Genomic DNA, 22,986 nt, shown 5'->3' with positions numbered 1-22,986 from the left:
CGCCGCTCACACCGCCTGACGACGCGCCAGCGGCTTGTTCATTGGCGCCGTGGCTGCGATATGTAGACCAAGCATTCTTTTCACCGCGCCATCAGGTCGGCGGTCCATCTACTCGGGAGACAGAACATGCTGAAAGGTTTGGGCGGGCTTGGCGACATGGCCAAGATGATGAAACAGGCGCAGGAAATGCAGGCCAAGATGGCCGAGATGCAGGAAGAGCTGGCCAGCATGACCGTGACCGGCGAATCCGGTGCCGGCCTGGTCAAGGCGACCGCCACCGCCAAGGGCGAGCTGACGGGCCTTGAAATCGACCCCAGCATCTTTGTGCCCTCGGAAAAGGAAGTGGCCGAGGACCTGATCCTGGCCGCGATCAAGGACGCACAGGCCCGCGCCAGTGAGCGCGCCCAGTCCGAGATGCAGAAACTGACCCAGGAAATGGGCCTGCCCGCCGACATGAAACTGCCGTTCTGATCCATGACGGGGCGGGTTCGGGATCTGCTGCGCGGCGGGCTCGCCTGCCTTGGCCTGCTTGCCGCCGCGGCCCCGGCCGTGGCGCAGGACTGGGCCACGCGCGATCTCTGCTTTCCGCCCTGGATCGAGATCCACGACGAGGTCTTTGCCCCCGAGGGCCGGGCCGAACTGGAGGCGCGCGCCGCCGCGATCCCCAATGCCACCGGGCGGTTCTGGCGCATCATGGCGCCGGATGGCGCTGTCTCTTACCTCTGGGGGACGATGCACAGCAGCCACCGCAGCGTGCTGGACCTGCCCGATACGGTGCGCAAGGCGCTGACCGGCGCGGACCAACTGGGCCTGGAGATCGACCCGACCTTTCCGGACCGTGAAAGCCATGACGCCTACATGCGCGGCGACGATGTCTATCGCGCCGACGGCTCGGTCACGGCCTACCGCGATCTGGAGCTGCCGGAACGGTTCGAACAGCATCTTGTGACCCGACTGGGCGCTCTGGGCTGGTCGCGCGACGCCCTGCCGGAACTCAAGCTGGGCACCCTGGCCGAACTTCTGCTCTATGACCCTTGCGAGGATTTCTCTGCCGGGGTCCTGCCCTCTCAGGACAGCTATCTGCAGACGCTCGCCCATATCGAGGGCATCCCCGTCCTGCCGCTGGAAAACAGCGACCGCCTGTCGGCCAAGCTGAACACCCCCGGAAACGAGGATCTGGCCCGAGCGATCATCGGCACCTACGCCGTCTACCTGTTGCCCGGCGCCACGCCAGAGGCCCGCGCCTCTGCGCTGGCGTTGTACCGGACCGGCCAGGTCGGGCTGATGATGGCCTGGGACAAGGCACAGGTCACCGCCGCGCTCGGCAACGAGGGGCCCGCGCTCTATGCCCGGATGACCGACTACCTGGTGAATGAACGCAACGAGGATTTCGTGAACGCCGCCCGCGATGCGCTGACCCGCGGCGGGGTCTTCATCGGGGTCGGCAATTTCCACCTGCCCGGCGAAAACGGCATGATCGAACTGCTGCGGGCCGAGGGTTTTGACGTGACCCGTGTCCCGCTGCCGGGCGAGGCGCCCTGACATGGCCCGCGATGCCAACCCGATCGAACACCTGATCGACTTGATGGCGCGCCTGCCCGGCCTTGGGCCCCGCTCTGCCCGCCGCGCGGTGCTGCACCTGATCCGCAAGCGCGCGATCCTGCTGGCCCCTCTGGCCAAGGCGATGGCGGATGTGGCCGAACGCGCCCGCGAATGCCTGAATTGCGGCAATGTCGGCACCTCCGACATCTGCCCGATCTGCGCCGACGAGGGACGGGCCAACGGGCTGCTCTGCGTCGTCGAAGAGGTCGCCGACCTCTGGGCGATGGAACGCGGCGGCACCTACAAGGGGCGCTATCACGTTCTGGGCGGCACGCTCTCGGCGCTGGACGGCGTCGGCCCCGAGGACCTGCGTATCCCGCAACTGCTGCAACGGATCGAGGCCGAGGGCGTGACAGAGGTGATTCTGGCCCTGAACGCCACGATCGACGGTCAGACCACCTCGCATTACATCGCCGACCAGCTGGAAGACCGGGGCATCCAGCTGAGCTCTCTGGCGCAGGGCGTGCCGATCGGGGGCGAACTGGACTACCTGGACGACGGCACGATCACCGCCGCCCTGAACGCGCGCAAGCGGTTGTAACATGGCCGCCCACGTTGCCCGTTTGCCGCACCGGACAACAGGGTCACAGGGTCCATGAGTGCGCACATGAAACTGTTACACTGGCCGCGTAGCCGCCGGACCGAAAAGGGGTCTTGGCCCCGTTCCGATTTTCACCAAGTGAGTCCAGGTATTTCCATGAATCGCGTTTCCCCCCTCGCCCTTGTTGCCGCGCTGATGGCGCTCCTGCCTGCCGGCGCCTTTGCCCAATCCGCCTGCGTACCGTCCAATCCCGCGGACGGTGACGATGTCATCTGCGCCGGCACCGGCCTTGGCATCGAGGATGGCAGTTTCGACGATGGCACCATCACCGTCACCTCGACGGGCGTGATCGATGGCGGCGACCGGGGGCTGCGGGTGGATGACGATGTGGTCATCGTCAATGACGGCTCGGTGCGCGGCCCGGGCGATCACGGCATCCAGGGCGACAACGATGTGCATGTCACCAACAACGGCACCGTGATCGGTGTCGGCGGCGACGGCATCAACATCGACGACGATGGCGTGGTGATCAACAACGGCGTGATCACCAGCCTTGACGACGATGGGTTGCAGCTTGAAGAGCGCCCGCTGGTCATCAACAACGGCACCATCACCGCCCCCGACGAGGGGATCAACGTCAACGTCGATTTCGCGCAGGTCACCAACACCGGCACCGTGATCGCCGGCGACGACGGCGTGAACGCGGGCAATTTCGCCGACATCTTCAACTCGGGCCTGATCCAGTCGACCGGCAACCAGGACGCCATCGACCTCGACAGCGGCAAGATCACCAATCACGGCAGGCTGATCAGCCTGGGCGCCCAGGACGGCATCGATTTCGACGCGCCTGCCGCCGGTCCGTCCTTTGTCCTGAACACCGGCCGCATCGAGGGCACTATCGCCATCAACACCGATGCCGCCGACCTCGCGGTGCAGGAGATCGTGAACAAAGGCACGCTGATCGGGCGTGGCGGTGTCGCGGTGAACCTGGGTGGCGGCGACGACATCCTGCGGCTGCTGGACGGCAGCGCGGTTTCCGGCGCCATCGAGATGGGGGCGGGCAACGACACGCTGGCCGTCCTGACCCGTCGGGCGCAGGTGCTGACCTTCGGCACCACCGTGCCCGAAACGATCACCGTTCGGGGCGGCGGCTTTGTCCTGCTGAACGCCGCCCCCGCGCCCGCGGCGAAACCTGCCGCCGTGATCACCGCGCCGACGCTGATCGTCGTCGACGAGGCGCCGGTGTCCTCACCCGACCGGCTGTCGCGGGAACTGGGCATGGGGATCGGCGGCAGCGTGCTGGATTTCCAGGTGGCGCGGGGGCCGTGGCTGGGCACCTTCGCCAATGCAGGCACCATCGCGCCGGACAGGTCCCAGGGGGCGGATTACGCGACACGCGGTATCGCGGTCGGCTTTGGCACCGGCTGGCACGGGGTCTCGCCCTTCGTGGGCTACGGCCAGGGCGCCAGCGACCTGGACGATGGCGTGACCGAAACGCGGATCAGGTCATATTTCGTGGGCCTCGGCCTGACCGGAGAGCGCGGGCGGTTCAGCTATGACGCCGCGATCTATGCCGGGCGGACCCACAACAAGATCAACAGCCCGGACACCCATACCGGCAGCGCCGATTTCGACGGCCAACTTCTGGGCGTCAGCCTGCGTGGCGGCGGCTTGCTGTGGCAAAACCCGACCGCCGGTTATGGCATCGACCTGGTGATGCAGGGGGACTATCTGCGCCACACGACAGAGCGCCACGACCTGTCCGGACTGGCCGGCGGCAAGATCAGCGAACGGACGACGACCACCACCGCGCTGCGCGTCGAAATGGGCCTGCCGATGCAGATGAACGACATGTCCATGCGGCCCTACCTGGCCCTGACCAGCTTCGGCGGCAATCCCGACGAAATCACCTTTTCGCTCGGCGGCGCCAGCACGACCTTCGACGCGGCCGACGTCAGCGGCGGCAACGCCCTGGCCCTGGGGGCCAGTTTTGCCACCGGCGGCAATGGTCTGAAAGGGCGCGTCGAGGTCTCACGCGACGGTGACGACAACACCTCTTGGGGGATCAAGCTGGGCATGCAGTTCTGAGGCGCTGCCCGGGGCAAACCCACTGACACGGACCCCGCAAAGAAAAAAGGCGCCCCTAGGAGGGCGCCCTTGGTGGGACGGCGGGCGGGGCGATCTGGCCCATAGGGCCAGGAGCGGCGCCCTGCCGGACCTCAGCGGTCCTCTTCCTCGTCGTCCTCGTCCTTGCCGCCGCCCGGCAGGTTGAAGAAGCTGTCCGCGTCGAGGTAGTCGCTGTCGCTCTTGCGGTCTTCTTCCTCGTCGTCCTCCTCGCCACGCGGATCGGACAGGCTGAAAGTCTCCAGCCCCTCGATGGCCGAGGGCAGGCGCGGTTCCGGCTCCATTTCAAGGCTCTGCTCGGTGGAGACCAGCTTGCGACGCTCATCGTCGGTCATGACCTTGGCCAGGTCCTTGGATGCCTTGGCCACAGCTGCGTCCAGTTCGGACTGTTTGCACAGGCCCAGGGCAACCGGGTCGATGGGCTGCATGTTCTGGATGTTCCAGTGGGTGCGCTCACGGATCGTCTGGATCGTCGGCTTGGTGGTGCCGACCAGCTTGGCGATCTGGCTGTCGGCCAGTTCCGGGTGGAATTTCACCAGCCAGAGAATCGCGTTCGGCCGGTCCTGCCGCTTGGACAGCGGGGTGTAACGCGGGCCGCGCCGCTTTTCCTCGTCCCGGGCCGCCGGGTTGTGCTTCAGCTTCAGCTTGTGCAGCGGGTTGTTTTCGGCCTTGCCGATCTCATCCTGCTCCAGCTGGTTGTTGGCGACCGGGTCAAACCCCTTGACCCCCGCCGCCACGTCACCGTCGGCGATACCCTGGATCTCCAGCTCGTGGAATCCGGTGAAATCGGCGATCTGCTTGAAGGTCATGGTGGTGTTGTCCACCAGCCAGACGGCAGTCGCCTTGGGGTGCAGCAGCTTGGACATTTCAATACTCCTTGGTCTGCGGGACCCGCTGGCATGCCTCCTGCGCGGCCCGAGGCCGGTCTGGGGCCAAGGGCGGCTCCGGCGGGCGGAGCGGGTTACCGTTGTCGGGAAACTCGGCGTCTATATAGTGATCTCGCAGTCAAAGGGGAAGTAAAAATGCGATTGATGAGTGTTCTGCTGCTGGCCGCCCTGTCCATCGGCACCGGTTTGCGTGCAGAGGGCGACCGGGCGGGGGAATTCGACTATTACGTCATGGCGCTCAGCTGGTCCCCGAACTGGTGCGCGCTGGAGGGCGACGCCCGCGACGCCGATCAATGCGAGAGCGACGCCGGCTGGCTGCTGCACGGGCTCTGGCCGCAGTATCACCGTGGTTGGCCCGATTTCTGCCCGACGGTGGAACGCGCGCCCTCGCGCCGGATGACCGGCGAGATGACCGATATCATGGGGTCCGGTGGGCTGGCCTGGCACCAGTGGAAGAAACACGGCGTCTGTTCCGGCCTTTCGGCACCGCAATACTATGCCCTCTCGCGTGAGGCCTATGGCAGGATCACCCGCCCCGAGGCCTTTCGCAAGCTGGACAAGACCGTGACCCTGCCCGCCTCTCTGGTCGAAAAGGCCTTCATCAAGGCCAACCCCCAGCTAGAACCGGACATGATCACCATCACCTGCGAGGACGGCCACATCCAGGAGGTCCGTATCTGCCTGTCCAAGGACCTGGACCCTGTGCCCTGCGGCCGTGACGTTGTGCGCGACTGCAAGATGACGGACGCGCGGTTCGAACCGATCCGCTAGGGCGCCCCCGCTCTCTGACGCAGGTCAAGGACACATCCCGGAATCGGTGCATGATCTCACATGCGCCAACTCCGGCGCGCCCCTGCGACAGGAGGTCATGATATGACACGTTTTCTGCCCCTTGCGGCTGCGGCCTTGTTGGCCTTTGCCGCCCCGCAGGCCCGGGCCGGGGATTGCACCGGCTGGGTCGTCGGCCTGCGCCCGATCAGCCAGTACAACCATGCCACCGGAAACGGGTTCCTGGCGGTGCGCACCGGCCCCAGTTCGAACTACCAGCAAATCGGCGAGCTGTACCTCGGCGATGAAATCTCGGTCTGGAACCGTTCGGGCAACTGGTACCAGGTGCAATGCATGTCGGGCCGCTGCCTGAACCCGCTCTGGGGCACGGCCAACCCGAACGGCTGGGTCTATGGCAAATATCTCAACATCGGCGGTGTCTGCCCCTGATTCCGGGCCGGATCAGCTCTCTGCCCCGAACCGATAGCCAAAGCGCGCGATATCCTCTGCGCAGACCTCGGCCACGATGGCGCGGGTCTCGTCATCGTAATAGTCGGCATGGTCCGGCTGTCGGTCCGAGCTGTTCTCATGCGGCACCTCGGGCCGGAACCCAAGATGCGCGGCGAGCGGCGCCATGTCGGTATCGAGATGCTCCAGACGCAGGAAATGCCCGTGCTCGCGTCCCTGGGCATCGCGCATGTACCGTGCGTAAGGCCAGGCGCGCAGCGTGGCCTGCGTATGTCCCTCGCGCAGGAAGCCCGCGAAATCCTGCGCCTTGGCCAGGGTCACGGCGGGATGGTCGAACCCCTGCTCGCGCAGCCAGTGATAATAGCTGACCACCCGGTCCCAGGGATTGCGGACAAGGCAGAAACAGAACATGCCCGCGATCTCATCCGCAGTCAGCGCGCCGTCGAGGTCGGCCAGCGTCGAATGTTTCCAGATCCTTCCGCGCGCGCGCTCTGCCAAGGCCTTGGCCCGCGCGCGTCTCCTGCGTGCCTTGGGGGTATCGCCTATGGGGATGTCGTCGCGATGGGCGCGCGCCTCCAGCGCCAGCGCCATCGAGGTGCCGCCGGTCTTGGGAATATGGACAAAGATGTACCGGCGCCCGGGCGAGAGGATCATGGTGGCAGGTTAGAACAGGATCCGATCCGGAGGGAAGGCGATTGCACGGCCCCCGTTCCGGACGATCACCGTGGCGAAATGCTCCTCCGAACAGGGCTTTTCTTGCGCAACTTTCTTGCGCATAGTCCGCCGGACACTTGGCAACGGAGGATCTCATGGGCTGGCTCGCTGACGAAACCGGACTGGGCAGGAACACGGCGAATTTCGTTCCCCTGACCCCGCTGAGCTTCCTGCGCCGCGCGGGCACGATCTGGCCGGATCACCTGGCCGTGGTCTATGGCCCGCACCGCAAGACCTATGCCCAGTACATCAACCGCATTACGCGGCTGGCCTCTGCCCTGGCGCAATCCGGTGTCCGCCCCGGCGACGTGGTGGCGACCATGCTGCCCAACATTCCCGCCCAGGCCGAGGCGCATTTCGGAGTGCCTGCCTGCGGCGCCATCCTGAACGCGATCAACACGCGGCTGGACGTGACCACCGTCGCCTATATCCTCGATCACGGCGGCGCCAAGGTCGTGCTGTGTGATCCCCAGTTCCTGCCGGTGCTGGCCGAAGCAACCGAGGTCATGGAAGGTGAGCCGCCGATGATCGTCGAGGTGCCCGACGACCACGCCGGTGTGCACGCCCAGGGCCATTACACCAACTACGAGGCCTTCCTGGAAACCGGCGATCCCGGTTTCGAATGGATCATGCCCGCAGACGAATGGGAGAGCATCGCGCTCAACTATACCTCGGGCACCACCGGGCGGCCCAAGGGCGTGGTCTATCACCACCGCGGCGCCTATCTGAACGCGATGGGACAGGTGCTGTCCTGGCGAATGACGCTGCACCCGGTCTACCTGACCATCGTGCCGCTGTTCCATTGCAACGGCTGGTGCCACACTTGGATGATGCCCGCGCTGGGAGGCACCATCGTCTGCTGCCGCGAGATCCGCGCCCAGGCGATCTACGACGCCATCGCGGACGAGGGCGCGACCCATTTCGGTGGCGCGCCGATCGTGTTGAACACGCTCATCAATGCCCCCGAGTCCGAGCGGCGCGACTTTGACCATATCGTCGAGGTCTTCACCGCTGGCGCCCCGCCCGCCCCCGCCACGCTGGCCAAGATCGAGCCGATGGGGTTCAACGTGACCCAGGTCTACGGACTGACCGAGACCTACGGCCCGGCCACCGAATGCACCTGGAAACCCGAATGGGAACCGACAAAAGGCGCCGACCGCGCCGCCATCAAGGCCCGCCAGGGCGTGGCCATGCCCTTCATGGAGGATATCACCGTCCATGACGAGGCCGGGACGGATGTGACCCGCGACGGCGAAACCAAGGGCGAGATCAAGTTCCGCGGCAACGGCGTGATGAAGGGCTACTACAAGAACCCCAAGGCCACGGCAGAGAGCTTTGCGGGCGGCTATTTCCATTCCGGCGACATCGCCGTGATGCATCCCGACAACTACCTGCAGATCGCCGACCGGGCCAAGGACATCATCATCTCGGGCGGCGAGAATATTTCGTCTGTCGAGGTCGAGGGCGTTCTGATGGGCCATGACTCGGTGCTGCTCTGCGCCGTGGTGGCCAAGCCGGACGAGAAATGGGGCGAAGTGCCCTGCGCTTTCGTCGAGTTGAAGGACGGCCACGAGGTCACGGAGGCCGATCTGGTCGCCTATGCCCGCGAACGTCTGGCCGGGTTCAAGACGCCCAAGGCCGTGGTCTTCCAGGAGCTGCCCAAGACCTCGACCGGCAAGATCCAGAAATTCGCCCTGAGGGAGGCCGCCAAGTCGCTGGGCTGACCCAGCGCCCACTTTGCCACTGCCATCCGTGCCATAGTGGAATTTGATCTTTCCATCGGCGGCGCGGGCCAGATTGCCCAGCCCCGCGCCCCGTGCTAGCGTCGCGAAAACGCGAGGCAGAGCAGGCCCCGATGACCGCCCTGAAACAGTTTTCCCGTCTCGAAGCGACAGGCCTCTGGCGTCCGTCGCCGGACGAGCAGCGGCGCGAGGTGATCGTGTCCCTGGGCGAGGCGACGCTGACGCTTTCGGACATCAATGGCACCGCGCTGGCGCATTGGTCTCTGGGCGCGATCAACCGGGCCAACGGCAAGGACGTCCCGGCCATCTACCACCCCGACAACGCACCCGAGGAAACGCTGGAACTGGCCGCGTCGGAGAGCGAGATGATCAACGGGATCGACAGGTTGTTGCGCGCCATAGACCGGCGCCGCCCGCGCCCCGGCAAGCTGCGGTTCCTCCTGACGGGCGGCAGTCTGGCCGCGATCGCGGCGGCGGCGGTCTTCTGGCTGCCGGATGCGCTGGAACGCTACGCGGTGACCGTGGTGCCGCCGGTCAAGCGGGTCGAGATCGGTAACAACCTGTTGCACCATATCGAGCGGGTGGCGGGCAAACCCTGCACAACACGCGACGCGCAGCAACCGCTGGACCGGCTCGCCAGCCGGCTTCTCAACCGCGGCAGGATCGTGGTGCTGCCCGGCGGCGCACGGGTCAGTGCGCATCTGCCCGGCGGGATCGTCCTGTTGAACCACAGCGTTGTCGAGGATTTCGAAGACCCCGACGTGGCGGCGGGTTTTGTGCTGGCAGAGGCGGTGCGGGCCTCGGAAACCGATCCGCTGGCCGCGTTGCTGGATCACGCGGGGCTGGTGGCGAGCCTGCGGCTCTTGACCACGGGCGCCCTGCCCGATGGCGCCCTGTCGTCCTATGCCGAATACCTCATGGCCGACACCCCCGCGCTGCCGCCGGTCGACCCCCTGATCGCCGCCTTTGACCGCGCCGAGATCCGCAGCACGCCCTTTGCCTATGCGCTGGACATCACCGGAGAGCGGACGCTGGCGCTGATCGAGGCCGATCCACGCGCCGGCGAAGGCAGCCGTCAGGTTCTGAGCGATGCGGACTGGGTCCGCTTGCAAGGCATCTGCGGCGCCTGAGACCGGGACGACATGAAACCGCCCGCGCGCCTATGGCACGCGGGCGCTGATGGGGCCAGTGCAGGGACGGTCAGCGGATGTAGGCCTGGGTATACCCGGTGCCGTGAACCCGGCGCAGCGCCATCTTCAACTCGTCGAAAGAGGCATAGGGCCCGACCCGCAAGAGCGCCAGGTCCTGACCGTTGCGAGACGCATTTGCCATGCGCACGCTGAGGCCCGCGGATTGCAGGCGGTGTGCCGCGTGGCGGGCCTTGTCCGACGTGGTAAAGGCGCCGATCTCGATCCAGCGGCCCACCTTGACCTCCGGCTCGCCAGCCGCCTTGGGCGCGTGGCCGTTGGAGGCGACAATGGCAGTCAGCGGCAGCGGCGACTTCGCCTGACCGACGATGACCGGCGGCTTGACCTCGTGGCGGCGCGCCTGGACGACCAGCTTGCGCGGGACGGTGTTGGTCCAGACCTTCTGCGTGTCCTGGTGGCCCTTGACGGTCTGCCAGGCGCGGTAGGGATTCAGCCGGTCGTCGCTCCACGCGGGGCGATAACCCGACGGGACATGCGCCACCTGGGTGTCCTGCTCTTCGAAGACGTGCTTGGGCACGATGCGCGTTTCCGGCGGCAGGGTCAGGCTGCTGCCCTCCCAGCTGTTCTTGTTGTAGTAGACGTTCTTGCCCGGTGCGGGCGCCTCACCACGGCGGATGATGGTGGCATGGGGGGCCGTCTGCGGACCGCAGCTGGCGCGCAGCTTCATTCCGTTCACGACGCGGAAGGTCTGTCCATTCACACAGGCAAAACCGCCCGGGGCCGCCTGCGGCGCGGGTTTCTTCGCCACCGGCGCGGCGGATTTGGGCACGCGACGGATAACGCGCGGCGGTTGCGCCGTCACCGGTTTGGCGGCGCGCACGGTGGCGCGCGGCTTGACCGCGGGCGCCGAGGTGGTGGTGCGCACCGGGGCCTTGGCGGTGGCAGGCGGTGTCGCGGTGATCTGGACCGGCTTGGTCGTTCTTGGCGCGGGCGGGGCCGGTGCGGCCACCTTTTTCGCCCCGAAGGTCGGCGTCTGGCCGCAGATCTGTTCGCGTTGACGCGTGACCCGTGGCACCCAGGTCACCGCCCCGTCATAACCGGCGCGCACATAGACACAGCCCCTGTTGTCGACGAACTGGCGTCCCGTATAAGAGGCCGGTGGAAAGTTGGCCGGAACGTCCCGAGCCGAGGTTTGCGCCGCCACTGGCAGAGAAAAAATTCCGAATCCGGAAACGGCAAGCGCAATAAAAGAGAGCGTTTTCAAGGTCATGTCTGTCCCCACAGATGATAACCGACAGAGTACCGCGCCGAAACACGACCTGTAAAGCCTTGAAAACCTTGGTCTGCCAGAGTTGTCCACAGCAAAGGCTGCCGACAAGGGAAGGATTTCCCGGGGATTGTCATGGCTGGCGGAACGCCCGTCCCAAGGGTTGCGCCCGCCCCACCGCGTGTCACCCTATTTGGTGCCGAACATCCGGTCTCCCGCGTCGCCCAGCCCCGGAACGATATAGCCCTTTTCGTTCAGCCGCTCGTCCAGCGCAGCGGTCACGACCGGCACGTCCGGATGCGCCTCTGCCATGCGTTGCACGCCTTCGGGCGCCGCCAGCAGGCAGAGAAAGCGGATGTCGGTCGCACCCGCCTGTTTCACCAGATCGACGGCAGCGGCCGAGGAATTGCCGGTGGCCAGCATCGGGTCCACCACAATCGCAAGGCGGGAATTCATCTGCGTCGGCAGCTTGTTGTAATACTGGACCGGCTGCAGGGTTTCCTCGTCACGGTACAGCCCGACAAAACCGACCCGCGCCGCAGGAACCAGCTCCAGGATGCCATCCAGCAGACCGTTGCCCGCCCGCAGGATCGAAATGAGGGCCAGCTTCTTGCCCTCGATCACCGGCGCGTCCATCTCGCACAGAGGCGTCTCGATGCGCCGTTCCGACAGCGGCAGGTCGCGGGTGATCTCATAGGCCAGCAGAAGGCTGATTTCCCGCAACAGCCGCCGGAAACTGGCGGTCGAGGTATCCTTTTCGCGCATCAGGGTCAGCTTGTGCTGAACCAGCGGGTGTTTGACGATCGTAAGGGTCTCGCTCATGCCTGCTCCAGTTTCTTGAGGACCGCCTCTTTCGTGGCCGCGTCGCAGAAGGCGGCATCAAGGGCGGTGCGGTTGATCTCTGCGAATACCTCTTCGTCCCAACCGAAAGCGCGCGCAAGGCCAAGGTATTCTTTCCGCATGGTGGTGTGAAAGAAGGGCGGGTCGTCGGTGGAAACACTGACCTTCACCCCCCGTTTGCGCAGCATGTCGATCGGATGCTTTCCAAGCGAGGGATAGACCCCCAGGAAAACGTTGGACCCCGGACAGACCTCCAGCGTGATTTCCCGTTCGGCCAGCATGTCGACCACCGCCAGGTCGGGCGCGGCGCGCACCCCGTGGCCGATACGTTCCACGCGCAGATCCTCGACCGCCTCGCGCACCTCTTGCGGGCCGTTCCATTCGCCCGCGTGGCTGGTCAGCCGCAATCCAGCCTCGCGCGCCATGTCGAAACTGTAGGCAAAGTCGCGTTGCTTTCCCTGTTTCTCATCCCCCGCCATACCAAAGCCCACCAGCCAGTCATCGGCGGTTTCCGCCGCACAAAGCGCGGCGCGCTTGGCTTTTTCCGGGCCGAAATGGCGGATGCAGGTGACGACCCCGCGCAGGGTCACGCCCATGTCGCGCTCTGCCGCCTCGGCCGCCTCTCGGATGGCATGCAGATATTCGCGCCAGGCCCCGACATCGCCACCGCCACAGAAATCCGGGCTGAGGAAGGTTTCCGAATAGACGACGCCGTTCTTGGCGCTTTCCTCCAGCACGGCGGTGCAGAGGCGGGCGAAATCCTCGGGCGTCTTCACGACAGAGGTCGCCGCCTCGTAAACCTCTAGGAAGTGCCAGAAATCGCGGTAGGCGTACGACCCGTCCTCGTTAAAGATCCGCGCGATGTCGATCTTCTTCTGCTTGGCCAATCCACGGATGAAGCCCGGCGGCGCGCCACCTTCGAAATGCAGGTGCAGTTCGACCTTGGGCAGGCGCGCGATGCGATCCAGCTGTTCCTCGTCCGTGATCGGGCGACGCTCGTCTTCTGTCACAGGAAACTCCTTCCCGGCCCTTGCGCCGGTACATTCAGATGCGCGGCCAGGCTGGCGGCCACATCCGCAAATCCCACCTGTCCGATTGTCCCGGCACCCCGCCCCGCGATCAGCACCGGCACCCGTTCGCGCGTGTGGTCCGTGCCGGTCCAGGTCGGATCGTTGCCGTGGTCAGCAGTGATCAGCAGCAGATCGCCCTCACGCAGTCGCGGCAGAAGTCGGCCCAGTTCAGCGTCGAACCATTCCAGGTGCCGCGCATAGCCCGAGACAATGCGCCTGTGGCCGTAAAGGCTGTCGAACTCGACGAAATTGGCAAAACTGAGCGAGCCGTCCTCGGCCTCGTCCACCAGGTCCGACAGGTGGCGCATCAGCCTGGCATCGTCACCCTTGCGGACCTCGTCGATGCCGCTCATGGAAAAGATATCGCCGATCTTGCCCACCGCGTGGACACGGCGTCCCGCCTCCTGCACCCAGTTGGTGAGGATCGGTTTTGGCGGCTTGATGGCATAGTCATGCCGGTTGCCGGTGCGGGTGAAATTCCCGGGCTTCCCGACAAAGGGGCGCGCGATCACCCGGCCCACCTTCATCGCGTGCAGGGTCGGCGCAAGATCCTCGCAGAGGGTCAACAGGCGGTCGAGACCGAAGTGCTCTTCATGCGCGGCGATCTGAAAGACGCTGTCGGCGGAGGTGTAGCAGATCGGTTTGCCGGTGCGGATGTGCTCTTCGCCGTAGTCCTCCAGCATCACGGTGCCAGAGCCGTGGCAATTGGCCAGTACGCCCTCCGTGCCTGCCAGTCGGCAAACCTGCGCCGTCAGGTCCTCGGGGAACGCCGGAACCGTGTCCGGAAAATAGTGCCAGTCCCAGGGCACCGGCAGACCGGAAAGTTCCCAGTGCCCCGAGGGCGTGTCCTTGCCTTTCGAGACTTCGGTGGCCGCCCCCCAGAGGCCCGTCACGGGCTGATCCCCCGCGCGCTGCCCGCCAGAGGCCAGGTCGGCGGCATGATACAGCCCCAGGCCGGCCAGGGTCGGCAGGTGCAACGGCCCGCTGCGACCCTCCTCTGCCGCGCCCCGCGCGCAGGCGTCATGGATATGGCCCAACGTATCGGCCCCCGTATCCGGCACGCCGTCGTTGAAATAGCCGGCGGCATCCGGCGCACCGCCGATGCCCACCGAATCCATGACGACGAGAAAGGCCCGCATCAGCTTATCCGTTCCAGCACCAGCGGGATCTCGGCGGGGGCGGTCTCGCCCAGTGTGATGGCGTCCAACACCGCCTGAGCCGCCGCTGCCGCCTGTCCCTCACGCGCCGCGTGTACACGGCACAGCGGCTGCCCCCGGCGCACCTTGTCGCCCAGGCGCACCATGTCCGACAGGCCCACAGCCGGGTCAACCACGTCAGTCTCGACCCGGCGACCGCCGCCAAGGTCGACCACGGCAAGACCCAGAGCCTCGCCGTCCATCGCCGTCACCACACCGTCGGCTGGGGCGGAAACCTCCAGGATCACCGTCGCCTCGGGCAGGAAGCGCCGCCAATCCTCGACAAAGGACAGCGGCCCGCCCAGTGCATAGACCATGCGCCCGAACCGTTCTGCCGCCGCGCCGCTGGCAATCGCCTTGCGCAGTTTCTCCTCGCCGCCCTCGATCCCGGCGGTGGTCAGCAGTTCCGCCCCCAAGGCCACGCTCAGGTCCAGAAGCGGCCCCTTCGCCTCTCCGGTCAGAACCGCCATCGAGACATCGACCTCCAGCGCGTTGCCAAGCGCGGGCGCAAGCGGCTGCGACATGTCCGTCATCAGCGCGGTTGTCGGACAGCCCGCCGCATTGGCGGTGCTCACCAGCGCCTCGGCCAGCGCCCGCGCCTCTCCCGGCGATTTCATGAAGGCGCCAGAGCCGGTCTTGACGTCCAGCACCAGCGACTGCAGCCCGGCGGCCAGCTTTTTGGACAGGATGGACGCGGTGATCAGGTCGAGGCTCTCGACCGTCGCCGTCACGTCGCGGATCGCATAGAGCCGCTTGTCCGCGGGCGCGATATCGGCAGAGGCGCTGACGATGGCACAGCCCACATCCCCCACCACGTGCCGCAACATGGCCTCGTCCACGCCGACCGAATAGCCCGGGATCGCCTCCAGCTTGTCCAGCGTGCCACCGGTATGGCCCAGCCCCCGGCCGGAAATCATCGGCACATAGACCCCGCAAGCGGCCAGAGCGGGCGCAAGCACCAGCGAGACGCAATCGCCCACGCCGCCGGTCGAATGTTTGTCCACCACCGGCGCGTCCAGATCCCAGTCCAGCACATGGCCCGAATCCCGCATCGCCAGCGTCAGGGCCACGCGCCCGGCCTCGGACAGGCCGCGCAGGCAAACCCCCATCGCGAAGGCCCCGCCCTGGGCCGCGCTGACCGTGCCATCGGCCAGGCCCTGCGCGAACCAGGCCAGGTCGCGCGGTGACGGGTCCTCGCCCCGACGCAGCTCGGCAATGACCCGCCTTGCGTCCATCACGCGCGGTCCATGTGGTCGTTGGCAAAGGCGCCGGGCAGCAGATCCGCCACGGTCACCTTCTCCTCGACCCCGTCCAGCGTGGCCAGTGTCACCGGGGTATGCCCCTTGGCAAATTCGAACAATTTCTGTCGGCAGCCGCCACAGGGCGGCACCGGATGTGCGCTATCGGCGATGACATAGGCCTCGGCGATCTCGGTCTCGCCCGCCGCCACCATCGCCGCGATGGCCCCTGCCTCGGCGCAGGTGCCTTCGGGATAGGCGACGTTCTCGACATTGCATCCGACATAGACGGCGCCCGAGGGCGTGCGCAGCGCCGCCCCTACCTTGAAATTGGAATAGGGCGTGTAGGCGTTTTCGCGAACGGCGCGGGCCGCATCGGCAAGGGACATGGAACCTCCGGGACTTCGGGGCTTTCATCGTGAAACTGGCGCGCCCCGATTGCAAGCGTGAACGCCGGGTCGCCCGGGACAGAAAATCCGCCGACCCCGGCCCCGGGCCTCTCTCGTGATTTACAACAATAGCCGAAAACTGTACCGCCAAAGACGAGTCTTCACCCGGAGTTCACGATTGTTTACCGTTGAACTACCTCTGTCCGAAAGGCCTGCCCATGACTGAAACCAGCAACGAAACCATGCGCCAGGCGGCCCTGTTCTACCACGAGAACCCCAAGCCCGGGAAACTCGAGGTCCGCGCGACCAAACCCTTGGCCAATGGCCGCGACCTTAGCCGCGCCTATTCCCCCGGCGTCGCCGAGGCCTGCATGGAGATCAAGGCCGACGAAAGCGCCGCCGCCCGCTACACCATCCGCGGCAACCTCGTGGCCGTGGTCACCAACGGCACCGCCGTGCTGGGGTTGGGCAACATCGGCGCGCTGGCCTCTAAGCCGGTGATGGAAGGCAAGGCCGTCCTGTTCAAGAAATTCGCCGACATCGACTGTTTCGACATCGAGGTGAACGAACCCGACCCAGAGAAGCTGGCCGAGATCGTCTGCGCGCTGGAACCGACCTTCGGCGCCATCAACCTCGAAGACATCAAGGCCCCCGACTGTTTCATCGTCGAAAAAATCTGCCGCGAGCGGATGAACATCCCCGTCTTCCACGATGACCAGCATGGCACGGCCATCGTCGTCGGCGCCGCTGCCACCAACGCCCTGCACGTCGCGGGCAAGGCCTGGGGCGATATCAAGGTCGTCTCGACCGGGGGTGGTGCTGCGGGCATCGCCTGCCTGAACATGCTGCTGAAACTGGGCGTCAAGCGCGAGAACGTCTGGCTCTGCGACATTCACGGACTGGTCTACGAAGGCCGGGCAGAAGACATGAACCCGCAAAAGGCCGCCTTTGCCCAGGCGTCCGACAAGCGCACGCTGGACGAGGTGATCGACGGCGCCGACCTCTTCCTCGGCCTCTCCGGGCCCGGCGTTCTGAAACCCGAACTGGTCAAGCGCATGTCCCCGCGCCCGATCATCTTTGCCCTTGCGAACCCCACGCCCGAGATCATGCCCGACCTCGCGCGCGAGGCGGCACCGGACGCGATCATCGCTACCGGGCGCAGCGATTTCCCCAACCAGGTCAACAACGTCCTGTGTTTCCCCTTCATCTTCCGCGGCGCGCTGGACGTGGGTGCGACAGAGATCAACGATGCCATGCAGGTCGCCTGTGTCGAGGGCATCGCGGCGCTCGCCCGGGCCACGACATCGGCGGAGGCCGCCGCCGCCTACCGGGGCGAACAGCTGACCTTCGGCGCCGACTACCTGATCCCCAAACCCTTCGACCCGCGCCTGTCCGGTGTCGTGTCGACCGCCGTGGCCCGCGCGGCGATGGAAAGCGGTGTCGCGCAGCGCCCGCTCGAGGACATCGAGGCCTACAAGCAGCGGCTCGATGCCTCGGTCTACAAATCCGCCCTGCTGATGCGGCCGGTCTTCCAGGCCGCCGCCACCGCCAGCCGCCGCATCGTCTTTGCCGAAGGCGAGGACGAGCGCGTTCTGCGCGCCGCCCAGGCCATTCTGGAAGAAACAACCGAGACGCCGATCCTGATCGGCCGTCCCGAGGTGATTGAGACCCGCTGCGAGCGCATGGGGCTGGAAATCCGCCCCGACCGAGATTTCAACATCGTGAACCCGGAAAACGATCCGCGCTATCGCGACTACTGGGAAACCTACCACCAGATCATGGCCCGGCGCGGCGTCACGCCCGACCTCGCCCGCGCGATCATGCGCACCAACACCACCGCCATCGGCGCCATCATGGTACAGCGCAACGAGGCCGACAGCCTGATCTGCGGCACCTTCGGCGAATACCGTTGGCACCTGAACTACATCCGCCAGATCCTTGGCTCGGCCAAGCTGCACCCGCATGGGGCGCTCTCGCTGATGATCCTCGAAGACGGGCCGCTCTTCATCGCCGACACCCATGTTCGGCTGTTGCCGACGCCCGAGGAAATCGCGCAAAGCGCCGTCGGCGCCGCACGCCACGTCCGCCGCTTCGGCATCGAACCCAATATCGCCTTCTGCTCGCAATCGCAGTTCGGCAACCAGTCCGAAGGCTCGGGCCAGCGGCTGCGCGCCGCGCTGGAGATCCTCGACGATCGCGGCTGTGACTTCTGCTACGAGGGCGAGATGAACGTCGATGCCGCGCTCGACCCCGATTTGCGCGCGCGCCTCTTCCCCGGCAACCGGATGCAGGGCGCGGCCAACGTGTTGATCTTCGGGCACGCGGACGCGGCCTCGGCCACGCGCAACATCCTCAAGATGAAAGGCGGCGGGCTCGAGGTCGGCCCGATCCTGATGGGCATGGGCAACCGCGCCCATATCGTCACGCCTTCGATCACCGCGCGCGGCCTGTTGAACATGGCCGCCATCGCCGGCACGCCGGTCGACCACTACAGCTGACCTCGCCAAGACGACAGGACGCCCGTCGCTCCCTGTGGCGGGCGTCCTGTCTTCCACGGCAAACTCACGGACCGCCCGCAGTTTGCACCCCCGACCCCGTGTTTCTTTGGGCGTCAAATACCTCTGGGGGAGCGTCGAAGACGCGGGGGCAAAGCCCCCACCGGAAACCCTGCGGGGCGCAGCCCCACAATGCAAAGCGGGGGGCAACGCCCCCCGCGGATCGCCGCCGAAGGCGGCGACACTCTCTTCGGCCAGACGGGCTCAGTCCTTGGCGTAACCCAGCCCCTGCAGCGCTTCCTTGATCTCATCCAGGATCGCCGGATCGTCGATCGTGGCGGGCATCTTGAACGCCTTGCCGTCAGCGATCGAAACCATCGTGCCGCGCAGGATCTTGCCCGACCGGGTCTTGGGCAGACGGTCCACCACGCAGGCCAGCTTGAAGGCGGCGACCGGCCCGATCTTGTCCCGCACCAGCTTGACGCTCTCCGCCACGATCTCTTCGTGCGGGCGGTTCACCCCCGACGACAGACAGAGAAAGCCCAGCGGCAATTGGCCCTTCAGCTGGTCGGTCACGCCGATCACGGCGCATTCGGCCACGTCCGGATGGCTGGCCAGAACTTCTTCCATTCCACCCGTCGACAGGCGGTGACCGGCCACGTTGATGACGTCATCGGTGCGCGCCATGATATAGACGTAGCCGTCCTCGTCGATCATCCCCGCATCGCCGGTCTCGTAGTAGCCGGGGAAATGCTCCAGATAGCTCTTCTTGAACCGCGCCTCGGCATTCCACAGCGTCGGCAGGGTGCCCGGCGGCAGCGGCAGCTTGACCGCGATGGCGCCCAGTTCGCCCTGCGGCAGCGGGTGGCCGCCCTCATCCAGGATCTGGATATCGTAGCCCGGCATCGGCTTCGCCGGAGACCCCAGCTTGGTCGGCAGCTCCTCGATGCCCAGCGGGTTGCCCGCGATGCACCAGCCGGTCTCGGTCTGCCACCAGTGGTCGATCACCGGCACCTTCAGCTGGTTCTGCGCCCATTGAATCGTGTCCGGATCGGCGCGTTCGCCCGCGAGGTAGACCGCATTCAGGCCGCTCAGGTCGTACTTGCCGACGAATTCGCCCTTGGGGTCCTCGCGTTTCACCGCGCGGAAGGCGGTGGGCGCGGTAAAGAACGACTTGACCTTATGCTCGGAAATCACGCGCCAGAACGTCCCCGCATCGGGGGTGCCCACGGGCTTGCCCTCGAAGACGATGGTGGTGTTGCCGTGGATCAGCGGCCCGTAGCAGATATAGGAATGGCCCACGACCCAGCCCACGTCCGAGGCCGCCCAGAACACGTCGCCGGGATCGACGTTGTAGAGGTTCTTCATGCTCCAGTTCAGCGCAACCAGGTGTCCGCCAGTCGGGCGCACGACCCCCTTGGGCTGGCCGGTGGTGCCCGAGGTATAGAGGATATAGGCCGGGTGGTTGCCCTCGACCGGCTCGCAGTCCGCCGGCTCGACGCCGTACTGGAACCCGTGCCAGTTGTAGTCGCGCCCCTCTTCCAGGTGCGCCACTTCCTGCTCGCGCTGGAAGATCACGCAGAACTCGGGTTTGTGATTTGCCTGGTCTATGGCCCCGTCCAGAAGCGGCTTGTAGTGGACGACACGGCCCGGCTCCATCCCGCAGGAGGCAGCGATGATGCACTTGGGCTGGGCATCGTCGATCCGCACCGCCAGCTCGTTCGCGGCAAAACCGCCAAAGACGACCGAATGCACAGCCCCCAGGCGCGCGCAGGCCAGCATGGCCTCCAGCGCCTCGGGGATCATCGGCATGTAGATGATGACGCGGTCACCCTTTTCCACGCCCTTGGCGCGCAGCGCGCCCGCCAGGTTGGCCACGCGGTTGCGCAGCTCGACGTAGGAAATCTCGCGCTTGGTATGGGTGATCGGGCTGTCGTAGATGATGGCGGTCTGTTCGCCACGCCCCGCCTCGACATGCCGGTCCACCGCGTTCCAGCAGGTGTTGACCATCCCGTCGGCAAACCACTCGTACATGTGATCGCCCCGGTCAAAGAGGGCCTTCGAAGGTTTCTTCTCCCAGTCGATCGCCTCGGCCGCCGACATCCAGAAGCCTTCCGGATCGGCCTGCGCGCCGTCATATACGTCTTGATAGCCCATGAGAGTGCCTCCTCTTTTCCCTGACAATCCGCTTAGGCGCTGCACCGCCAAACGGGCAAGTCTGTTACCGGCGGTCAGGACAGATTATCGCAGAAGGTTTGCGAATTTTTCCTGCAAATATTTGCAAACCACCGAAATACTTGCTGTGATCTTTAATGATTGTTCAATTTTGCAAAGTTGAATAGCGACTCACCCCCGTGCCCGCCCGCTCCGGTCGAACTATGGCGCGGGTGCCGCTTGCGCAGAAGTGATCTGAAGGGTGACTTGACCTGCCGGTCGGGGCATGGACTCATCCCCTGACGTCGCGAAAGGAGATTCTTCATGCAAAGCAAGGCCTTCAAGGCACTGATCCTGGCCATTGCCGGCCTCTGCGCCTGGACCGGTGCCGCCTGGGCCAACTGGGAGTTTGTCGGCGGCGAAGAGGCAACCGTTCACACCGCCCGCGTCTGCAATGGCAACGACGAAGTGATCTGCTTTGAACTTGGGTGCTCAACCGGAGAGCCCCTGGCCTACCGTCTGACAACACAGAACATGCCCGGCATGGTGGCCGCGCCGCGCCTGGACAGTCTTCTTTTCGTCGGGTCCCAACTGGCCGGGTCGCTTGATTTCAGCCACAGCGGACTGGAAAGCTTCCACGCCCCGCTGGAAGAAACGCACCTGCGCGGCATCAACCGGCTCAAGGCCGGCATACGAGCGCAACTGCATGTCTGGGACAACGCCGACAGCGCACCGGTCATTCACCGGTTCACCCTGATCGGGTCGAACGCGGCGATCACCGAAGTCCAGAAGTACTGCCCGCTGCCGGATTTCGACCAGCGCGAGCTGGAACGGCGCACCCTGGCCGATCCTGCGGCGCAGATCCTGGGTGACATGCGCGAGGCGTGCACGGTTCTGGATGGTCAGCTGAGCGTCAGCGATGGTTTCTCGCAGCAGATCGACATTGACGGCAAGCAGCCGATGGACCTGCGGATCAACCACGGAGCGATGCTTTGCGACAGCACGACGGACATGGTCTGCGGCCCTGCCGGCTGCCTGACGTCCTTCTGGCTGGGGATGGAGGACGGCCGCTATCGCCGCGTGTTCCTGAACGCGATCCAGGATGCGGCCATCACCGGACAGCCCGGCGTCCTGACCCTGATCTTCAAGGGATCGCAATGCGGTGACGGGGACGAGGCCGGCCCCTGCGGCAAGCGCTATGAACTCGACGAGTTCGAGCTCAAGGAACAGCAACCCTGAGGCGCCTAGAGGGGGGCGCCCTCAGACGAACTGCTCGCGGATCAGCCGTTCCTCCAACCCGTGCCCCGGGTCGAACAGCACCCGGTGCGCCACCCCGGGTTCCGAGCGGATTTGCACCGCCAGAACGTCGCGCACCTCCGCTCCGTCCGCCTCGGCCATGACCGGGCGTTTCTCGGCCTCCAGCACTTCGAAACTGACCTCTGCCGCCTTGGGCAGCAGCGCGCCGCGCCAGCGCCGGGGGCGAAAGGCCGCCACCGGGGTCAGGGCCAGCACATCCGCCCCGATCGGCAGGATCGGCCCGTGGGCCGAGTAGTTGTAGGCCGTCGATCCGGCCGGCGTCGACACCAGCGCGCCATCGCAGACCAGTTCCGCCATACGCACCTGGCCGTCGACGCTGATCCGCAGCCGCGCCGCCTGGCTGCCCGAACGGTGCAGCGAGACCTCGTTGATCGCCAGCGCCTCGTGTTCCTCGCCGTCGGTGCAGGTCGCGCGCATGGCCAGCGGGTTGATCACCGCCTCTTCGGCTGATTTCAGCCGTTCAACCAGCCCGTGTTCGGAATATTCGTTCATCAGGAACCCCACAGTGCCCCGGTTCATACCGTAGACCGGAACCGCCAATTCCTGTGTCCGGTGCAACGTGTGCAGCATGAAACCGTCCCCGCCCAGGGCGACGATCACATCGGCGCCACGTTCGGCATGGTCGCCGTAACGCCGCGTCAGACCGGCGCGCGCCGATTGCGCGATCGGTGCGTTGGACGCACAAAAGGCGATCCTTAAGCTCATCGGGGGTTTCCTGTCGTCTCCATCCGGGGCGGATGGAAGCACAAACTTCCGGCAGGGACCAGTGCCCGGGCCTCCATGCCGCTGGTATGTCGCAGCGCGTCGCTTTACCTACTTTGAGTCAGCCGCGGTTTCCGATACGAAACCCCGCAATTCGAATCCAAAGGAGCAGCGCCATGAACGCCCCCCATCGCGACGACGGTTTCTTCACCGAGTCGCTCGCCTCCCGCGACCCAGAGCTCTTTGCCTCGATCACCGGCGAGCTTGGCCGGCAGCGCGACGAGATCGAGCTGATCGCCTCCGAGAACATCGTCTCGCGGGCGG

At 65.8% G+C, this 22,986-nt stretch carries 20 protein-coding genes and 1 pseudogene; 11 read left to right on the top strand and 10 right to left on the bottom strand.

Annotation, left to right across the window (positions count from 1 at the left end; genetic code table 11):
* The first annotated feature begins 126 nt into the window (after positions 1–126).
* The 4 genes from KZZ07_RS03380 to KZZ07_RS03365 all read left to right on the top strand — a co-directional run bounded on the left by KZZ07_RS03380 (position 127) and on the right by KZZ07_RS03365 (position 4,231).
* Positions 127–471, top strand: coding sequence for a YbaB/EbfC family nucleoid-associated protein (locus KZZ07_RS03380; RefSeq protein ID WP_219512286.1), 345 nt, complete (start codon positions 127–129; stop codon positions 469–471).
* Positions 472–474: 3 nt separating this feature from the next.
* Positions 475–1,542 carry a TraB/GumN family protein gene (locus KZZ07_RS03375; protein ID WP_219512284.1) on the top strand — a complete coding sequence of 356 codons (1,068 nt, stop codon included), beginning with the start codon at positions 475–477 and terminating at the stop codon, positions 1,540–1,542.
* Between the two features lies 1 nt (position 1,543).
* The gene (gene recR / locus KZZ07_RS03370) at positions 1,544–2,143 is read left to right on the top strand and encodes a recombination mediator RecR (protein ID WP_219512282.1); all 600 of its coding nucleotides are present in this window, start codon (positions 1,544–1,546) and stop codon (positions 2,141–2,143) included.
* Between the two features lie 156 nt (positions 2,144–2,299).
* Positions 2,300–4,231: an autotransporter outer membrane beta-barrel domain-containing protein gene (locus KZZ07_RS03365; RefSeq protein WP_219512281.1), complete on the top strand. Its 1,932-nt coding sequence runs from the start codon at positions 2,300–2,302 to the stop codon at positions 4,229–4,231.
* A 131-nt stretch (positions 4,232–4,362) separates the two neighbouring features.
* Here KZZ07_RS03365 and KZZ07_RS03360 read toward each other — a convergent pair whose 3' ends face one another.
* On the bottom strand, positions 4,363–5,133 hold the full coding sequence (locus KZZ07_RS03360) for a DUF1013 domain-containing protein (protein WP_219512280.1): 771 nt from the start codon (positions 5,131–5,133) through the stop codon (positions 4,363–4,365).
* Positions 5,134–5,289: 156 nt separating this feature from the next.
* On the opposite strand from KZZ07_RS03360, the gene KZZ07_RS03355 reads away from it, so the two are divergent.
* Together KZZ07_RS03355 and KZZ07_RS03350 are read left to right on the top strand one after the other, a co-directional pair.
* The gene (locus tag KZZ07_RS03355) at positions 5,290–5,925 is read left to right on the top strand and encodes a ribonuclease T2 family protein (RefSeq protein ID WP_219512279.1); all 636 of its coding nucleotides are present in this window, start codon (positions 5,290–5,292) and stop codon (positions 5,923–5,925) included.
* 102 nt (positions 5,926–6,027) lie between these two features.
* Positions 6,028–6,372: an SH3 domain-containing protein gene (locus KZZ07_RS03350; protein ID WP_219512278.1), complete on the top strand. Its 345-nt coding sequence runs from the start codon at positions 6,028–6,030 to the stop codon at positions 6,370–6,372.
* 12 nt (positions 6,373–6,384) lie between these two features.
* Here the strand turns inward: KZZ07_RS03350 and KZZ07_RS03345 are convergent, their stop codons facing one another.
* Positions 6,385–7,044 carry a sulfotransferase family 2 domain-containing protein gene (locus KZZ07_RS03345; RefSeq protein ID WP_219512277.1) on the bottom strand — a complete coding sequence of 220 codons (660 nt, stop codon included), beginning with the start codon at positions 7,042–7,044 and terminating at the stop codon, positions 6,385–6,387.
* Positions 7,045–7,199: 155 nt separating this feature from the next.
* On the opposite strand from KZZ07_RS03345, the gene KZZ07_RS03340 reads away from it, so the two are divergent.
* Both KZZ07_RS03340 and KZZ07_RS03335 read left to right on the top strand, forming a co-directional pair.
* Positions 7,200–8,828 carry an AMP-binding protein gene (locus KZZ07_RS03340; RefSeq protein WP_219512276.1) on the top strand — a complete coding sequence of 543 codons (1,629 nt, stop codon included), beginning with the start codon at positions 7,200–7,202 and terminating at the stop codon, positions 8,826–8,828.
* A 131-nt stretch (positions 8,829–8,959) separates the two neighbouring features.
* Positions 8,960–9,976 (top strand): hypothetical protein, encoded by a 1,017-nt coding sequence (locus KZZ07_RS03335; RefSeq protein ID WP_219512274.1) that lies wholly within the window; start codon positions 8,960–8,962, stop codon positions 9,974–9,976.
* A gap of 70 nt (positions 9,977–10,046) precedes the next feature.
* On the opposite strand, the gene KZZ07_RS03330 is transcribed toward KZZ07_RS03335, so the two are convergent.
* The 6 genes from KZZ07_RS03330 to KZZ07_RS03305 form a co-directional block, all read right to left on the bottom strand.
* A complete protein-coding gene (locus KZZ07_RS03330; RefSeq protein WP_219512273.1) occupies positions 10,047–11,264 on the bottom strand; it encodes an SPOR domain-containing protein in 1,218 nt (405 codons plus the stop codon).
* A 186-nt stretch (positions 11,265–11,450) separates the two neighbouring features.
* Positions 11,451–12,083 carry a uracil phosphoribosyltransferase gene (upp, locus tag KZZ07_RS03325; RefSeq protein WP_043135834.1) on the bottom strand — a complete coding sequence of 211 codons (633 nt, stop codon included), beginning with the start codon at positions 12,081–12,083 and terminating at the stop codon, positions 11,451–11,453.
* Complete coding sequence (locus tag KZZ07_RS03320; protein WP_300534332.1) at positions 12,080–13,111, bottom strand: adenosine deaminase; 1,032 nt, start codon at positions 13,109–13,111, stop codon at positions 12,080–12,082. Before KZZ07_RS03320 ends, upp begins: the two co-directional genes overlap by 4 nt.
* Complete coding sequence (locus KZZ07_RS03315) at positions 13,108–14,313, bottom strand: phosphopentomutase (RefSeq protein ID WP_219512753.1); 1,206 nt, start codon at positions 14,311–14,313, stop codon at positions 13,108–13,110. The genes KZZ07_RS03320 and KZZ07_RS03315 overlap by 4 nt, the downstream gene beginning before the upstream one ends.
* Positions 14,310–15,602, bottom strand: a complete 1,293-nt coding sequence (locus tag KZZ07_RS03310) for a thymidine phosphorylase (RefSeq protein ID WP_219512271.1) — start codon at positions 15,600–15,602, stop codon at positions 14,310–14,312. Before KZZ07_RS03310 ends, KZZ07_RS03315 begins: the two co-directional genes overlap by 4 nt.
* Positions 15,602–15,994: a cytidine deaminase gene (locus KZZ07_RS03305; protein ID WP_219512270.1), complete on the bottom strand. Its 393-nt coding sequence runs from the start codon at positions 15,992–15,994 to the stop codon at positions 15,602–15,604. Before KZZ07_RS03305 ends, KZZ07_RS03310 begins: the two co-directional genes overlap by 1 nt.
* Positions 15,995–16,212: 218 nt before the next feature.
* Here KZZ07_RS03305 and KZZ07_RS03300 point away from each other — a divergent pair, with 218 nt between their 5' ends.
* Positions 16,213–18,492, top strand: a complete 2,280-nt coding sequence (locus KZZ07_RS03300) for an NADP-dependent malic enzyme (RefSeq protein WP_219512269.1) — start codon at positions 16,213–16,215, stop codon at positions 18,490–18,492.
* A 261-nt stretch (positions 18,493–18,753) separates the two neighbouring features.
* On the opposite strand, the gene prpE is transcribed toward KZZ07_RS03300, so the two are convergent.
* A complete protein-coding gene (prpE, locus tag KZZ07_RS03295) occupies positions 18,754–20,646 on the bottom strand; it encodes a propionate-CoA ligase PrpE (RefSeq protein WP_219512268.1) in 1,893 nt (630 codons plus the stop codon).
* A gap of 321 nt (positions 20,647–20,967) precedes the next feature.
* Here prpE and KZZ07_RS03290 point away from each other — a divergent pair, with 321 nt between their 5' ends.
* Complete coding sequence (locus tag KZZ07_RS03290; RefSeq protein ID WP_219512267.1) at positions 20,968–21,882, top strand: hypothetical protein; 915 nt, start codon at positions 20,968–20,970, stop codon at positions 21,880–21,882.
* 21 nt (positions 21,883–21,903) lie between these two features.
* On the opposite strand, the gene KZZ07_RS03285 is transcribed toward KZZ07_RS03290, so the two are convergent.
* Complete coding sequence (locus KZZ07_RS03285; RefSeq protein ID WP_219512266.1) at positions 21,904–22,665, bottom strand: NAD kinase; 762 nt, start codon at positions 22,663–22,665, stop codon at positions 21,904–21,906.
* 173 nt (positions 22,666–22,838) lie between these two features.
* Here KZZ07_RS03285 and glyA point away from each other — a divergent pair.
* Positions 22,839–22,986, top strand: a pseudogene (gene glyA / locus KZZ07_RS03280) (serine hydroxymethyltransferase); the annotation flags it as partial.

This window comes from Mameliella sp. CS4, from assembly GCF_019392335.1.
Lineage (GTDB): Bacteria > Pseudomonadota > Alphaproteobacteria > Rhodobacterales > Rhodobacteraceae > Antarctobacter.
The sequence above is the reverse complement of the archived record's forward strand: the minus strand, read 5'-3'. Positions and strand labels throughout refer to the sequence as shown.

Bases quoted from the DNA above. Each gene is read 5' to 3' on its own strand.
- KZZ07_RS03380 (WP_219512286.1), top strand. From the start codon at position 127: ATGCTGAAAGGTTTGGGCGGGCTTGGCGACATGGCCAAGATGATGAAA.
- KZZ07_RS03375 (WP_219512284.1), top strand. From the start codon at position 475: ATGACGGGGCGGGTTCGGGATCTGCTGCGCGGCGGGCTCGCCTGCCTT.
- recR (WP_219512282.1), top strand. From the start codon at position 1,544: ATGGCCCGCGATGCCAACCCGATCGAACACCTGATCGACTTGATGGCG.
- KZZ07_RS03365 (WP_219512281.1), top strand. From the start codon at position 2,300: ATGAATCGCGTTTCCCCCCTCGCCCTTGTTGCCGCGCTGATGGCGCTC.
- KZZ07_RS03360 (WP_219512280.1), bottom strand. From the start codon at position 5,133: ATGTCCAAGCTGCTGCACCCCAAGGCGACTGCCGTCTGGCTGGTGGAC.
- KZZ07_RS03355 (WP_219512279.1), top strand. From the start codon at position 5,290: ATGCGATTGATGAGTGTTCTGCTGCTGGCCGCCCTGTCCATCGGCACC.
- KZZ07_RS03350 (WP_219512278.1), top strand. From the start codon at position 6,028: ATGACACGTTTTCTGCCCCTTGCGGCTGCGGCCTTGTTGGCCTTTGCC.
- KZZ07_RS03345 (WP_219512277.1), bottom strand. From the start codon at position 7,044: ATGATCCTCTCGCCCGGGCGCCGGTACATCTTTGTCCATATTCCCAAG.
- KZZ07_RS03340 (WP_219512276.1), top strand. From the start codon at position 7,200: ATGGGCTGGCTCGCTGACGAAACCGGACTGGGCAGGAACACGGCGAAT.
- KZZ07_RS03335 (WP_219512274.1), top strand. From the start codon at position 8,960: ATGACCGCCCTGAAACAGTTTTCCCGTCTCGAAGCGACAGGCCTCTGG.
- KZZ07_RS03330 (WP_219512273.1), bottom strand. From the start codon at position 11,264: ATGACCTTGAAAACGCTCTCTTTTATTGCGCTTGCCGTTTCCGGATTC.
- upp (WP_043135834.1), bottom strand. From the start codon at position 12,083: ATGAGCGAGACCCTTACGATCGTCAAACACCCGCTGGTTCAGCACAAG.
- KZZ07_RS03310 (WP_219512271.1), bottom strand. From the start codon at position 15,602: ATGGACGCAAGGCGGGTCATTGCCGAGCTGCGTCGGGGCGAGGACCCG.
- KZZ07_RS03305 (WP_219512270.1), bottom strand. From the start codon at position 15,994: ATGTCCCTTGCCGATGCGGCCCGCGCCGTTCGCGAAAACGCCTACACG.
- KZZ07_RS03300 (WP_219512269.1), top strand. From the start codon at position 16,213: ATGACTGAAACCAGCAACGAAACCATGCGCCAGGCGGCCCTGTTCTAC.
- prpE (WP_219512268.1), bottom strand. From the start codon at position 20,646: ATGGGCTATCAAGACGTATATGACGGCGCGCAGGCCGATCCGGAAGGC.
- KZZ07_RS03290 (WP_219512267.1), top strand. From the start codon at position 20,968: ATGCAAAGCAAGGCCTTCAAGGCACTGATCCTGGCCATTGCCGGCCTC.
- KZZ07_RS03285 (WP_219512266.1), bottom strand. From the start codon at position 22,665: ATGAGCTTAAGGATCGCCTTTTGTGCGTCCAACGCACCGATCGCGCAA.